The sequence below is a fragment of the Xanthomonas sp. D-36-1 genome, assembly GCF_017746155.1.
Lineage (GTDB): Bacteria > Pseudomonadota > Gammaproteobacteria > Xanthomonadales > Xanthomonadaceae > Xanthomonas > Xanthomonas cissicola.
This window is the reverse complement of the sequence record NZ_JAGHWR010000006.1, coordinates 134,850-149,185: the sequence shown is the minus strand read 5'-3', so window position 1 is coordinate 149,185 and position 14,336 is coordinate 134,850. Positions and strand designations below refer to the sequence as shown.

The following is a 14,336-nucleotide window of genomic DNA, read 5'->3' as shown; positions in this document are numbered from 1 at the left end:
GGGGCAACGCGCGTGGCGCAGCATCGACGGGCCAGACCAGGCGTGCGGTCGGCTCTGCGACCGACAGCACCGAGCATGCGCCCTGCGGCTGACCAACGCGCGCGCCAGACCCATCTCCCGCAGCGCCTGCGCCGTACCGACGGCCACCGGCGCCTTTCATCTCACAGTGCATTGCGCGCAAAGTCCCCGAATCCATCCGCCAAAGTATGCGCCAAGCCCTCCCGGGCGCCCAGCGCGGCTTGCGTGAGGGAGTGAAAAGCGCGTTATGATCGGCGACTCACGCCGCTTGCCCTGGATGTGGACGATGCGCCGAATCACGGTTTGCCTGCTGCTGTTGTTGGCTCCGCTTGCCGCCCTGGCATCGGACCAGCTGATCGACGGCGATCATGACAGCTGCATCAGCACCAACTCGGCAGCACGCGGCAGAACACCGGCGCCCGAGGCGGCGCCGGCACGCAACAGCCCGCACAAAGCCACGCCGTCCACCGGCGGCGGCAGCGATGGCGATTCGTTGTTCCCGCGCATGCGCACGATGCCGCGCTGGCACAGTTTCCTGCCGGGCATGTTCCGCTGATCCAGTGGTTGACGCGCTGGCTGCGCCGGCCGCCCCCCGACATTGCTGATGCGCTGTGGCAGCGGCTGTGCGGCAGTTGCGCCTGGGTCGCCGCGCTCGATCCGCCCCGCCAGCACCGTCTGCGTGCATTGACCGCGCAGTTCCTGCAGCAAAAGACCATTTCGCCCGTTGACGGGCTGCAGCTGCAAGCGAACGATCAGCTTGTGCTTGCCGCGACCTGCTGCCTGCCGCTGCTGGAAATCGGCGCCGCCGGCTGGCGCGGCTGGTCGCAGCTGATCGTGTATCCGGATGCGTTCCGCGTGCAGCGCACCCACATGGATGCGGCCGGGGTGATGCATGCCTGGGACGACACCCTGATCGGCGAAGCCTGGGAGCAAGGTCCGTTGATCGTCAGCTGGGCCGATGTGCAAGCCGACCTGGACGACCCGCAGGCAGGCTTCAACGTGATCGTGCATGAGATGGCGCACAAGCTCGATGCACTGGATGGCGCGCTCGACGGCACGCCGCCCCTGCCACGCGATGCGCAACGCGCCTGGGCACGCGATTTCCAGCATGCCTACGATCTGTTTTGCCAACGCGTCGATGCGGGTCAAGACACCGAGATCGATCCGTATGCCGCCGAAGCCCCGGAGGAATTCTTCGCAGTGGTCAGCGAATATCACTTCTCCGCACCGCACGTGCTTTTGCGCACGATGCCGCAGGTCGCCCTGCACCTGGAACGGTTTTACGGGCGCTCACCGTTTGCAGATTCAGTGCAACGTTGATGTGCCGCGTCGCGGAGCGGCGTGCGTGATCGCCGTCGGCAGAGGCAACCTGCAGCCATCGCCCGAAGCAGACGCCGCGGGATCGACACACGCCGGCTGTCGATACCACGCACGTTGCGATCGCTCGCCATGCACACTCACACCAATCCAAGATCGCGTGGCTTGGCACCTGGGAACACCCGCTCCAACTGCGCTGGCGACAGCCCCCACAGACGGCTGAGCATCCCGCCGAACAGGCTGCGGTAATTGTTGAGTACCGGGTAATCGCGATTCTGCAGCAGCTGCGCCTGTTGGACCGCCACCTGTTCGCCAGCGATGCGACCACCGCGCACGCCACCTCCCAGTACCCAATACGTGGTGCCGTGCCCGTGATCGGTGCCCTTGCTGCCATTTTCGCGGAAGGTGCGGCCGAATTCGGAGATGACGACCACCACGGTGTCGTTCCAGGCCGGGCCCAACGCATCGGCATAGGCAGCCAGCCCTTCGCCGAGATTGCGCAGGTTGTTGGCCAGGCCACCTTCCACGCTGCCCTGGTTGGCATGCGTGTCCCAGCCACCGACATCGACGAAGCCCAGGCGATACCGCTCGCGCATCAAGGTGGCCATGCGCCGGGTTTCATCGGCGAAGGTGCGTGCGCTGGCGGCGCCACGGCCGGCCTGCTCCATCTCTTCGCGCAGCTGCGCGGTGACCTGCTGACGCAGCGCCAAGCCCTCGCGCGCAGCGGCCGCCAGCGGCGTGCTGTCGTACATCTGCGACAGGATCTGTGCCTGCCGCGCATCCAGCCCGCCTTTGCCGATACTCCGCAACGACACATTGGGTAAATCGCCACCGCCCTGGAACGTCAGCGGCAACGAATCAGTGAACGCGATGGCTGGCACGCCACTGAGCACCCCCGACAGGCGCGCCATGAACCCGGAGCGGTAATCGCGGTGCGTGCCGGCCTGGCCGGATTCGATATCGTCCTGGGTTTCGAAGTGACTGCGCGACAGGTCGTCGGTGCCGGCAAACGGCACGAAGGCCACTTGCTTGCGTTCCCACAGTGGCAGCAGCGTCTCGCGCACCACCGGGTTGAGACCCCACTGCGCGTTCAGCGCGACAGCACTGTTTGGATTGGCCGGATCCGGCCGCGCAATCGCCAGGCTCGGCCGCGACTGGTAATAAAAATCGCTGCCATGCGGCACCAGCAGATTATTGCTGTCGTAGCCGCCACGCAGAAACACCACCAGCATGCGTGCGCTATCGCGTGGCGCAGCGAACAGACGACCGGCCCACGGCACGCTTGCAGCGGCTGCAGAGGCAAGCAGAAATTGACGTCGTTGCATGGTGTACTCCCGCGGCGGTGACCGCCTGGCATTCGTGGACCGCTGGATCAGCGTTTTGATTCTGCGAACGTGAATCGTGGGCCTTGAATCGGCGCTCCGAATCGGCGCCATGGCCTCAGCGATAGTTGAAGTCTGGCGACGACAGCAAAAACCCATTCCATTCGGCAGGCGAGCGCGCCTGATCCAGCGCCTGCCGTGTGGCAGCCGAGAGCGATGGCGCCAACCAGCGGTACGACGGGCGCGTCTCGATCTGCACCAGCGCAGGAATCGGCGTCTGGTTGTCGCCCTCCAGACGAAACAACTGCTTCGGTCCGCCGCCGATCGAACGCGCCACCTCGAACCTGCGTGCCAACTGCCCGGAACTGGTCCAGGCCTGCGATTGCAGCGACCAACCATCGGGCGTGATGCGACCAAACAACGGTTCACCCAGCTGCTGCACCCAACTGGCCATTGGCGCGGCATTGATCACCGGCTGCCCCTCGTACGCCACCCGCATCGCCGACACCACGAACCGGTTCGGGTCCTTGAACTTGCGCGGTTGCGCCTGCGCAAACTCCGGCGACGCCAGCATGGTCTGCATGACCTTGGCGATATCGCCATCGCTATGCTGGAAGGTATTGGCCATGCGCGTCACCAGCGCAGTGGGCGGTGTGTCGCTGACGAAGTACTCGGCCAGGCGCTGCGAGATGAAATGCGCACAGGCCGGCTGCCGCACCAACAACTGCACGGCGCGTTCGATCTCATCCAGCCCACCGCCGGCAATGCGCTGGCCAAGCAGCATCTTGTCGCCGGGTTGATGACGCGCCGGATTGAATTCGAACAGACCCTTGCGCACCACCTGCGCCTGCCCTGAACCTGCGGGCGGCAACGGCGGTGCGCCGGTGGGCGTGATCGGTACCAGGCCCGCGCCGGTGAGGATCAGCGCCAGTTGCTGCACATCCTGCTGGCTGTAGCCGCCGTGCACGCCCAGCGTGTGCAGTTCCATCAACTCGCGTGCGTAGTTTTCGTTGACCTTGCCCTTGGCGTTCTTGGCGTTGTCCAGGTACTCCAGCATTGCCGGGCTTTCCAGCGTGGCCATCACCAGGTCGGCGAACTTGCCGGTGGCATTGGGGCGGATCGCGTTTTCCATGTAGTCGGCCGCCATCCACTTCACCCGGGCCTTGTCGGCATACACGCTGAAATGGTTGAGCCAGAACCACACCAGTTGCTCGCGCAGTTGATCCGGCGCGTACACCGCGCGCAACAGTTGCGCCTGCCGCGCCTGCACCAGCATCTGACCACCGCGCGCCTGCCACTCCTTGCGCAAGGCAACCTTCTCATCGCCATCGGGCATGGACTGCAGGCGGACCTTGTCGGCTTCGTACTGGGTCAGCAGATCCACCAGCGGGGTATGCAGCGCGTCGAAGCGCTGCAGCTGCGCGCGTACCGGCGCGGGCAACGCAGCGTCGTCGCTGGGCTGCAACAACAGTGCACCAAAGCGCTTGGGCCCCAGCCGTGTCAGTTGGGTCGCGCTGCTGCCATCAACCCCGTAAGTGGCCCGCTGCAGCCAGCGCATCTGCGATGGTGTCAGCGGCGCTTCGGCAGCCGTGCAAGTGAGCGCGCACAGGCTGCCGATCAACAGCGGCAGCACCCGCCATCCTCGCGTGTGTTGCGCGTGCGCGTGCACGCATACGGCCTGGCCAGCTTGCTCGAACATGCAGCCCTCCATCGCAACGGCTTGCCCACTCAGTATGGGTAAGCCAACGCGTGAGGCGTTAAACGGTTGTCGGAACGCCAGCGCACATTGGCCACGGGTTCATCGGGCCCCTCCGGCGGTCACAGTCCCGGCGGCAGGGTCACATCGAAGCGGGCGCCGCCCAGTTCCTGCGAGCGCACCACCTGCAGCTCGCCGCGATAGCCCTTGATCAGGTCCTGCACGATCGACATGCCGATGCCGTGTCCTTGCACGCGCTCGTCGCCACGCACGCCGCGCTGCAGAATCTTGGCCACGTCTTCCGGCGCGATGCCGGGGCCGTCGTCTTCCACCGACAGAATCAAGCCGGCACGACGGCTACCGGTGGTGGGCCCCGGTTTTGCGGTCAGCAACACGCGGCTACGCGCCCACTTGAAGCCGTTTTCCAGCAGATTGCCGAGCAGTTCCTGCAAATCGCCCGGCTCGCCGTGAAAGCGGGCCTCGGGGGAAATATCGAATTCGCACAACACGCCTTTGACCGAATACACCTTCTCAAGACCACGCACGATTTCTTCGGCGGTCGACTCGATCGGCAATGGTGCCGCGAACAATTTGTGCCCGCTGGAAGCCGCACGTGCCAGCTGATACGACACCAGGTCGTTCATGCGCCGCAGCTGCACATCCATTTCTTCGTGCAGATCGCGCTCGGACGCACCGCTATCCAATTGCGTACGCAAGACGGCAATGGGCGTCTTGAGGCTATGCGCAAGGTCGGCCAGCGTATTGCGCTGACGCTCCAGGTTGTCGCGTTCGCTCTCGATGAAGGCATTGATGCTGTCGGTCAGCGGCTCCAGTTCGCGCGGATGCTGCTCGCTCATGCGCTGGATCTCGCCGCGCTGCACCTTCGTCAACTCATTGATGACCCGCCGCAGCGGACGCAGGCTCCATTGCAGAATGAAGGCCTGCAACACCAGCAGCACCACACCGGCGCTGCCAAGGTAGAACCATACCGCACCACGGAACACGCGCAGTTGCGCGCCCATCGAGCGCGCGTCTTCCATCACATAGATGGTGTACGGAATCTCGCCACCGTGTTCGCGTTCGACATAGCTCACGCCCAGCCCGTAGCGATACAGCTGGCCCAGGCTGCCGTCGATCTGGGTCATTTCCAGCGGGCCGATGAATTCTTCCTGGCGCGGCTCCAGCATGCGGCCGTGCGGAATGTTCGGGCCTTCGGCCGACATCGAGGTCCAGCTTTCGTCCGGACGCACGACTTCCACATACAGGCCGCCACCGGGAACATCGAAACGCGGGTCGGGCGGTTGCCCGCCGATATACAGCGACCCGTCGCGCACAAAATCGATATTGGCCGCATACGCGGAGGCGTAGTTCTTCAGCCGCTCGCGTAGGTTCTTCTCGGCGGTGTCGGCAAACGCCACATCCAGCGCGTAACCCGCCAGCGCCAGGAAGGCGACCAGGCTGAGGCTGGCGGCCAGCAGCTGGCGGGCCTGCAATGAGCGCGGCCGCCAGCGTCTATACCACTTGGAGCGGCCCGGCACTTGGTCTTCCTGCTCGTTGACGCGCTGACTCAGCCTTCGGTACGCGGAATGGCGAAGCGATAACCGCGTCCACGCACGGTCTCGATCGGCTTGAGTTCACCATCGGGGTCGAGCTTCTTGCGCAGACGACCGATGAACACTTCCAGCACGTTCGAATCGCGGTCGAAGTCCTGCTGATAGATGTGCTCGGTGAGATCGGCCTTGGAGACCAGTTCACCGGCATGCATCATCAGGTACTCGAGCACCTTGTACTCATAACTGGTCAGATCGACATTGGCGCCGTTGACGCTCACCGTCTGCGCCGCCAAATCCAGCGCGACCGGGCCGCATTCCAGCGTGGGCTTGCTCCAGCCGGCAGCACGCCGCAGCAGCGCATTGACGCGCGCCAGCAACTCTTCGACGTGGAACGGCTTGACCAGATAATCGTCGGCACCCTGTTTGAGGCCTTCGACCTTGTCCTGCCAGCTCGAGCGCGCGGTCAGGATCAGCACCGGAAACTTCTTGCCCTCATCGCGCAAGGCCTTGATCAGCTCCATCCCCGACATCTTGGGCAAGCCAAGGTCGATGATGCCGACATCAAATGGCACTTCACGGCCCATGTAGAGGCCTTCTTCGCCGTCCTGTGCAGCGTCGACCGCAAAGCCTTCGCGCTTCAGGCGCGCCGCAAGGGTTTCGCGCAGCGGAGCTTCGTCTTCGACCAAAAGGATACGCATGCACTCTCCCTAGTTACGTTGTCGGCCAGTGGCCGGGGAATTTATAAGACTGAACGCAGAACTATCTACGTTCAGTGGTTATCGTCGCGTGGTGGCGCGTCGGGCGGTGGCAAGTTACGCGCAGGCGCAGCCTGCGTCTGCTCCGGCTCATACACGGTGTGCACGCGCCCGTCCTTCATGTACTTGACCCGATTGAGATTGCCGCCGTCGAACGGCACCCGCTCGGCGCCCAGAATCTGTCCACCGGTGGACCGTTGTACATGCCGAATGGTGTCCGACAGCGTACGGCTATTGCCGCGCGCCGAAGGCGGCAATGCCTCGCGCCCGCTCTGCACCATCGGATAGCCCTGGCCCCAGGCCGACGGCGCGGCCATGGCAACCCAGAGGGCGACCAGAGCGACTTGGCGAGCGCGGCAGAGCGATTGGGTCACAAACAGATCCTAGCGGGTTGTTCAGGAACATTCAAAATTCGTGAAATCGACCACACACAATTGAGGATCGAGCATCGGAATCGAGGCAAATTCTTGATTTTTCGGGGTGAATCCGATCTGAACTTTTTAGCTTCACGTTAACAGCGTTCAGTGAAATGAATACCGATCAGATCCGCGCGCACGACCAGCGCGCGTTTGTTGCGGACGCGCCTGCTGCAGAAACGACCGGAGATACTCGGACATCCCGGCAGTCCGTTCAGGAATGCAAGCGGTGGGCCAAAGTCAGGCAACGACTCGCCAGGACCGTGTATCGGTGCGCTCCAATGCCTGCTCGACCAGTTCCCAGCCGGCACCCGGACGATGGGCGCCCTCGCTCAGGACCTGCCGGAACGCCCTGCCTCCAGGCTGGCCATGGAACAGGCCCAGCACGTGCCGGGTCATGTGCTTCAAGCCCACCCCCTGTGCCAGCTGTGATTCCACGTACGGCTGATAGGCGCGCAGCAAGGACTCGCGCGGTTGCTCGGGCCGCTGGTTCAAGGCGGCATCCAGACAATGCAGGACGTACGGGTCGTGGTAAGCGGCGCGGCCGAGCATGACGCCGTCGGCGTGCTGCAGATGCGCTATTGCCGGGTCAACGGCCACAATGCCGCCGTTGAGCACGACCGGCAGACCGGGCCGCTCCTGCTTGAGCCGGTAGGCCCAGTCGTACCGAAGCGGCGGCACTTCGCGGTTTTCCTTCGGCGACAAGCCCTTGAGCCAGGCATTACGGGCGTGCACCACCACCATGGCGGCGCCGGCCGCGACCACCTGGTCGACAAAGCGGGCGAACAGCGTGTAATCGTCATCGTCGTCCACGCCCAGGCGGCACTTGACCGTGATCGGCAAGTGGGTGGCCGCGCACATGGCCGCAACGCACTCGGCCACCAGCCCCGGCTCACGCATCAGGCAGGCGCCAAAACGCCCGGCCTGCACGCGGTCGGACGGGCAACCGCAGTTGAGGTTGATCTCATCAAAGCCCCATTCCTGCGCGATTGCCGCCGCCTGCGCGAGCAAGGCAGGATCGCTGCCGCCCAGTTGCAGCGCCAGCGGATGTTCCACCGCATCGAAGCCGATCAAGCGCGCGCGGTCGCCGTGGATCACCGCGTTGGCGTGCACCATCTCGGTGTAGAGGCGTGCGGACGGCGCCAACAGGCGGTGGAAGACCCGGCAATGGCGGTCGGTCCAGTCCATCATCGGGGCAACGGACAGGCGCAGGGAGGCGGCGTAACGATCGGTGGAAGCGGTCATCGACAAGGTAGCCGCAGCGAGCGGCCATGGGAATGCGAAGCAGGATCAACAGCTTACACGGGCCCCGATGAATCTGCGGCAGTGCGGCATGGATGTGGGAACGCCTGCGCCTCAGCCTGGCTGCAAGGTCGCTTGTTCGCGTGCCGGATAATCTAGGAGGACCGGTTGATCGAATCCGAGCGTTAGGCGCAAATGCAGATGCCGCTGGTGACGCGCTTGGGCCGCCAGGATCAAGCTAAGCTCGACCTTCGGACGGGGGCGAATGCCCTGCATTGGCGCTGGCTTGGTTTTCCCTCGCTCGCCGAGGACCGGCCGGAGCGGAGGCATCGCCGCAGGATACGCGGTGCCTGTCTGCGTTCGCCCTGCGGAGCGAACGCGTTGCATCGTCAGTGACGAGCTGAGCTTTCTCGGTCCAGTGCCGCAATCATTGCTGCGTCCGGACGGAAGCGAAACTTACGGGTTACGGACACCGACACGCTCTTCGGCGCTCAGCGGCTTGCCCAGCGCATGGTAGGAGGCAATCAGCGTGATCAGGGCCGTGCCCATGACCGTGTAGAAGCTCCACGACTTGGCCAGCACGTGCACCTGGCCGAACACCAGCGCAACGACGGCGGTGGCAGTGCACAGCACCATGGCCAACAGCGACATCAGGAAAGGGATGGAGGGATCGAGCTTCATGGTCCGGGGGTTCCAAGGTGCGATGCGATAGCTGCAGCATCGGCGTTCCCGGCGCTTTCTTGAACTGTTTTCCGCGGTTTTTTCCGGGCGATTCAAAGCAAGTCAGCAAGCACTCAGTTTTCTGTCAAAACCTTGGCGCGCAAGGGTTTGTGCGTCAGAAAAATCCTGACGCAATGGCGAAAAGATCACCACCACCGTCAGAGATCCAGCGCGGCCGTGGCGGAAAACCGACGACGCTGCCAGGAGCGGTTTGACGCTACCAGACAGTGGCTTGGAGTGCTGCGATGGATGCGGCGATGCCCCTCGACGACGTCGACGTGGCAGGTGCAGCAAGAGCTGGAGGATGCGCAGCGACCAGATAGACGGCGCATCATGCACCCCCAGCCGTGGCGTGCTTCGCCAGAGACGGGACGCGTTGCGACAAGAGCGCGCGTGACCACCTACCTGCCGCACAGCAGCCGTTGGCTACGAGCAGCCGCCCGCTGCTTCTAGCGGGTAAAGCGCAAGCACATACGCGCATCGCGGCCGATGCGGCACGCTGTGAGCAGCAGCCCTGGCAGGCAAGACTGGCGCGCTCAGCGCGCCGGCGCGGTGGCGAATTCGCCGCGTTGCAGCTTGGTCACATCGTTGCCCTGCCCGTCCTTGAGGCTGAGGTCCGCTCCCTTGGCGGCGAGGTCCTTGAGCACGTCGGTGCGTTGGAACAACGCCGCATACATCGCAGCGGTCTGGCCGGCGTTGTTGCGCTGGTCCGGCGCGCAATCGGCCTGCATCAAGCGCTTGGCGATGCCCAGCTCGCCCTTGAAGATGGCGCCCATCAGCGCGGTGTTGCCGCGCTTGTCCTGCGCGCAGGGGTCGGCGCCGGCGCTCAGCAACTGCTCCACCGCCGGCCGCTGGCCGTGGTACGCGGCCAGGATCAAGGCGGTATAGCCCTTCTCGTCGCGGGTATTGAGGTCGTAATGCGAGCGAATGAACTCGGCCAGCATGTCCTGGCGGCCCTCACGCGCGGCGTCGAAGAAATACTCGCGCAGCTGCAGCTTGATCTGCTCAGGCATGGCGGTGGCCGTCGCGCTGGCAGCGGATGCAGGTGACGCAGCGTTGGCAATCACAGACACGCTGCCAAGCATCAGAAACAACAGGGTGCGCATAGGAATCTCCCGAAAAAAGACGACATCGCGGCGCAGCCGCGAGGTCGTCGGGACGGATCAGTCCTGCAGGCTGGAGGCCAGCTGCTTGACCCGCGCCAGGTCGCCCTTGGCCACGCGGGTGACGCCGGTGCCGTACTCGGGGTCGGCCTTGTACAGGAACGACAGCATCAGATGCTTGCTTTCGGTATCGGTGGCGGCCAGCGACTCGCCGAAGCTCTGCACCAGGTCGGCACGGTCCTTCTTGCTGTAGGAGCGATACAACTCGCCGGCCTGCTTGAAGTTCTGCTCGCGGGTGATCTTGGCCTGCTGGGTCGTGCCCGACAACGGCAGCTCGCTGTAGCGCGCAGCGGTGTCCTGCGGACGCGGCTCCAGGCGGCTCGGCTCATAGTTCACGCCACTGGTGGTCTGACCGATGTTGCCCTGCCCATCCTGGTTGCCGTTGTTGACCGCCACACGCGGGCGATTGACCGGCAGGCTCAGCCCATTGGCACCGATGCGATACAGCTGCGTATCGGCGTACGAGAAAATACGGCCCTGCAACAGGCGGTCTTCAGACGGCTCGATACCCGGCACCAGATTGGCCGGCGCCATGGCCACCTGCTCGGTTTCCTGGAAGAAGTTGTCGACGTTCTTGTTCAACACCATCTGGCCGACCTTCTGCTCCGGCACGTCCGGCCAGATCTTGGTGGCGTCGAGCGGGTCGAAATCGAACTTGGCCAGGTCTTGCGGCTTGAGCACCTGCACGTACAGATCCCATTTCGGGTAATCGCCCTTCTTGATCGCACCGACCAGATCGTTGGTCAGGTGGCTGTAGTCCTTGGCCTGCACCGCAGCGACCTGCTTGGGATCGAGGTTCTTGATGCCCTGCAGCGTCTTCCAGTGGAACTTGACGTAGTGCACTTCGCCCTGCGCGTTGACCAGCTTGTAGGCATGCACGCCATTACCGTCCATGAAGCGGTAGCCAGCAGGCGTACCTTCATTGGAGTACAGCAGGGTCAGCGTGCGCGTGGCTTCGGGCACGTGCGAGAAGAAATCGAAGCGACGCGAATCGTCATCCAGATTGGTGCGCGGATCCGGCTTGAACGCATGCACCATGTCGGGGAACTTGATCGCATCGCGGATGAAGAACGTGGGGAAGTTGTTGCCGACCAGATCCCAGTTGCCTTCGCTGGTGTAGAACTTGGTGGCGAAGCCATGCGGGTCGCGCAGCGTCTCCGGCGAGTGGTTGCCATGCACCACCGACGAAAAACGCACGAACACCGGCGTTTTTTCGCCGGCGCTGAACACCTTGGCCTTGGTCAGATTGGAGAGATCGGCAGTGGCGGTGAACTCACCTTTGACGCCAGTGCCGCGCGCATGTACTACGCGCTCCGGGATGCGCTCGCGATCGAAGCGCTGCAGCTTCTGGATCAGCTGCACGTCCTGCAGCAGCGTCGGACCGGTGGCACCGGCTGTCTGCGAATTCTGGTTATCGCCGACCTTGGCGCCATTGTCGCGGGTCAGAACGGATTGGGCGAAGACCGGCGGAGCGATCAACGTCGGGGCTAGCAGGGCTAGCACCATGAGGGGTCCAGGGCGCATGGCGTCGGCTCGTTTGAGGAGGCTGAATCATCGCCAGCAGGCCGAAGCGTGAGAAGTCGTTAGTTATGATCGCTTCGATAGGGGAACATGATGATGACCGCGTTGCGTGATATGCATCGCCAAACCCGCGAGCGGTGCATAGCAAATAACCGCATTATCGAGCGCTGTGTGCGTCATTGCGTTTTGCGCGACCTCAATGCCAATCGCGCAGCCAATGTTGCGCTGCAAGAGTCATGCGCAGTGCGGATGATGCGAGTGGCCATTGCGCATCGCGCGTATGCCGATGCGATGCGACTGGCCATGCTCCCCGTGTAGCTGCACAACGCGACACTGGCTTGCATCGTGCAACACCCAAAACGGCACGCTATATCCGTATCGGCAGCGCATCACCATCGCACGCGAAATTGCACGATGCGATGATGATGATGGCGATGGCGATGGCATCGCCAGGCGATCTTCAACGCCCGATCACCCGCTTGAACGGCGGCAAGGCATCGATGATGCGTTTGCCGTAGCGGCGGGTGAGCAGGCGCGAGTCGAGAATGATCACGCGGCCGTGGTCGCTGGAGCTGCGGATCAGGCGGCCGGCGAATTGGGTGAGCGTGCGCAACGCATGCGGGATGGCGATCAGGTTGAAGGCGTTATGGCCGCGGCTTTCCAGCCATTCGCTCAAGGTGGAGGTTTGCGGATCGGTGGGCACGGCGAAGGGCACCTGGGTGATGACCACGGTGGTGCAGGCTTCGCCGGGCAGGTCCAATCCTTCGCCGAAGGAATTGAGGCCGAACAACACCGAGCCTTCGCCCGCGCCTATGCGGCGCAGATGTTCGGTGATCAGTTGCGACTTGTTGCCCTCGCCCTGCACCAGCACGCGGTTGCGCTGCGCCAGCGGCATCAGGTCGGCCACCTTTTCCATCTTCCAGCGCGAAGTGAACAGCACGATGCTGCCCTTGGCGTTCCAATCCAGTTCGCGCACCAGATACTTGGCCACTTCCTTGGGATGGCCTTCGCGGTCATCGGGAGTCACCGGAAAATTGGGGACGATCAATTCGGCCTGGTTGGGCAGGTCGAACGGCGAGGCCAGCGATGCCATTTCGGCGTGATCGGGCAAGCCGTTGTCGATGGCGAAGGACTGGAAATCGCCGCCACCGGTCAGCGTGGCCGAGGTCATCACCACCGAATCCACCTCGTTCCAGATCATCGTGCGCAGCACCTGCGCGGCCGACACCGGCGAGCAATGGCAGATCAGGTCGCCATCGCGCGAGAGGGTGATCCAGCGCGCCATCGGCGGCTGGCCTTCCTTGTCCTCGCGGCGCCACCCGCTCCATAGATTGTGCTGCTGCTCGGCCATTTCCAAGGCCATGCCGAGACTGCGCTGCAGACGTTCGCGCGCGGAATCGTCCTGTTTTCCCTTCGCAATCGCACTGTGCGCGGCATGCACCCAGTTGAACAGCGCGCGGGTTTCTTCGCCGAGCTCTTCGATGGCTGGGCCCCACTGCGGCGGCAACTTGCCATTGGCCGCGCGCCACAGCGGATCGCGCTCGCCGGGTTCCGGTTTCCATACGCGTTCGACCTCGGCGTGGAAGGCCTTGAGCAGTTTGGACACGCGCGCAGCCACCTCGATGGCTTCGTTGGGCAGCAAATTGCCCAGCTTGTCCTTGTCCACTGCGCGATAAGCAGCCGCGATGAGGATCTGCATGCGCCCGGTACGCCTGGCCATGTCGTCCAGCGGCAGATTGGCTGCGCCCTGGTCGATCGCCACGCCGGCGATGTGGTGGCCTTCGTCGAGCACCAGCAGCATGTCCGCTGGCGGGGCGATCAATGGCTGGCCGTTTTCGGCATCGCCCAGCGACAGTGACGACAACAGCAAGGCATGGTTGGTGACCACGATCTGCGCTTCGCGCACATCGGTGCGTGCCTTGAGCACCGGACATTGCGCTGCGTAGCTGCAGCGGCGCCCCGCACAGCCGGACGCCGGCGTGGTGATGCGCATGCGCAGCGGCACGGAGATCTGTTCTGGCGCATCGTCCAGATCGCCATTCCAGGTGCGGGCGGCGTAGGCCTTGGCCAACCGTTTGGCCAGATCCGCATCGACCGGGCTGAGCGGGCGGTCGTAGAGCGCCTGCTCGTCTTCGAACATGGCGTTCTGACTGGTGTCGCCTTCCAGTTCGGCGGCATTGCGGGTGCACAGGTAGCGCGTGCGGCCCTTGGCCAACGCCACGGTGGCATCCAGCCCGGTGGCCTTGAGGAAGGCCGGGATGTCGCGTTCCACCAGCTGCGATTGCAGCGCCACGGTGCCGGTGCTGATGACCAGTTTTTTCTTGGTGGCCAACGCGATCGGCACGCCGGCGGTGAGATAGCCCAGGCTCTTGCCCACGCCGGTAGGCGCCTCGGCGATGCCGATGCCGCCGGAGGTGGCCAGTGCACGCGAGACCAGGCCGATCATCTGGCTCTGTGCGCGCCGCGTGGCAAAGCCCGGCGTATTGGCCTGCAGCTTGGCGTAGGCGTCGCGGATGCTGGCCTTGATCGGGTCGGTCAGGCGGCGCTGGGTGGGAACGGGCGCCGACGGCGCGGCCGGAGGGGCAACTTCACTCATCGCGCTATTTTCGCACG

General features: G+C 64.1%; 13 protein-coding genes. 3 read left to right on the top strand and 10 right to left on the bottom strand.

Going from position 1 to position 14,336, the window contains the following annotated elements; genetic code table 11:
* Positions 1–265 precede the first annotated feature (265 nt).
* Both J7367_RS02425 and J7367_RS02420 read left to right on the top strand, forming a co-directional pair.
* Entirely contained in the window at positions 266–574 is a 309-nt protein-coding gene (locus J7367_RS02425) for a hypothetical protein (protein ID WP_033484865.1), read from the top strand.
* Between the two features lie 8 nt (positions 575–582).
* Positions 583–1,338 (top strand): M90 family metallopeptidase, encoded by a 756-nt coding sequence (locus J7367_RS02420; protein ID WP_057660651.1) that lies wholly within the window; start codon positions 583–585, stop codon positions 1,336–1,338.
* Between the two features lie 137 nt (positions 1,339–1,475).
* Here the strand turns inward: J7367_RS02420 and J7367_RS02415 are convergent, their stop codons facing one another.
* The 9 genes from J7367_RS02415 to katB form a co-directional block, all read right to left on the bottom strand.
* Entirely contained in the window at positions 1,476–2,660 is a 1,185-nt protein-coding gene (locus tag J7367_RS02415; RefSeq protein WP_057660654.1) for a DUF1501 domain-containing protein, read from the bottom strand.
* A 115-nt stretch (positions 2,661–2,775) separates the two neighbouring features.
* The gene (locus J7367_RS02410; protein WP_057660774.1) at positions 2,776–4,356 is read right to left on the bottom strand and encodes a DUF1800 domain-containing protein; all 1,581 of its coding nucleotides are present in this window, start codon (positions 4,354–4,356) and stop codon (positions 2,776–2,778) included.
* Positions 4,357–4,475: 119 nt separating this feature from the next.
* Positions 4,476–5,846 carry an ATP-binding protein gene (locus J7367_RS02405; RefSeq protein ID WP_003489823.1) on the bottom strand — a complete coding sequence of 457 codons (1,371 nt, stop codon included), beginning with the start codon at positions 5,844–5,846 and terminating at the stop codon, positions 4,476–4,478.
* A gap of 74 nt (positions 5,847–5,920) precedes the next feature.
* Complete coding sequence (locus tag J7367_RS02400) at positions 5,921–6,604, bottom strand: response regulator transcription factor (RefSeq protein WP_002808458.1); 684 nt, start codon at positions 6,602–6,604, stop codon at positions 5,921–5,923.
* Between the two features lie 71 nt (positions 6,605–6,675).
* The gene (locus J7367_RS02395; RefSeq protein WP_026006955.1) at positions 6,676–7,041 is read right to left on the bottom strand and encodes a hypothetical protein; all 366 of its coding nucleotides are present in this window, start codon (positions 7,039–7,041) and stop codon (positions 6,676–6,678) included.
* 276 nt (positions 7,042–7,317) lie between these two features.
* On the bottom strand, positions 7,318–8,322 hold the full coding sequence (gene dusA, locus J7367_RS02390; RefSeq protein ID WP_057660657.1) for a tRNA dihydrouridine(20/20a) synthase DusA: 1,005 nt from the start codon (positions 8,320–8,322) through the stop codon (positions 7,318–7,320).
* 453 nt (positions 8,323–8,775) lie between these two features.
* Positions 8,776–9,000: a hypothetical protein gene (locus tag J7367_RS02385; protein WP_003489833.1), complete on the bottom strand. Its 225-nt coding sequence runs from the start codon at positions 8,998–9,000 to the stop codon at positions 8,776–8,778.
* Positions 9,001–9,575: 575 nt separating this feature from the next.
* Positions 9,576–10,145, bottom strand: coding sequence for an ankyrin repeat domain-containing protein (locus tag J7367_RS02380; protein WP_057660661.1), 570 nt, complete (start codon positions 10,143–10,145; stop codon positions 9,576–9,578).
* A gap of 57 nt (positions 10,146–10,202) precedes the next feature.
* Complete coding sequence (gene katB / locus J7367_RS02375; RefSeq protein ID WP_174232380.1) at positions 10,203–11,708, bottom strand: catalase KatB; 1,506 nt, start codon at positions 11,706–11,708, stop codon at positions 10,203–10,205.
* A 108-nt stretch (positions 11,709–11,816) separates the two neighbouring features.
* On the opposite strand from katB, the gene J7367_RS02370 reads away from it, so the two are divergent.
* Positions 11,817–12,041 (top strand): hypothetical protein, encoded by a 225-nt coding sequence (locus J7367_RS02370; RefSeq protein WP_209028895.1) that lies wholly within the window; start codon positions 11,817–11,819, stop codon positions 12,039–12,041.
* Between the two features lie 142 nt (positions 12,042–12,183).
* On the opposite strand, the gene dinG is transcribed toward J7367_RS02370, so the two are convergent.
* Complete coding sequence (gene dinG / locus J7367_RS02365; protein ID WP_057660668.1) at positions 12,184–14,319, bottom strand: ATP-dependent DNA helicase DinG; 2,136 nt, start codon at positions 14,317–14,319, stop codon at positions 12,184–12,186.
* Positions 14,320–14,336 lie beyond the last annotated feature (17 nt).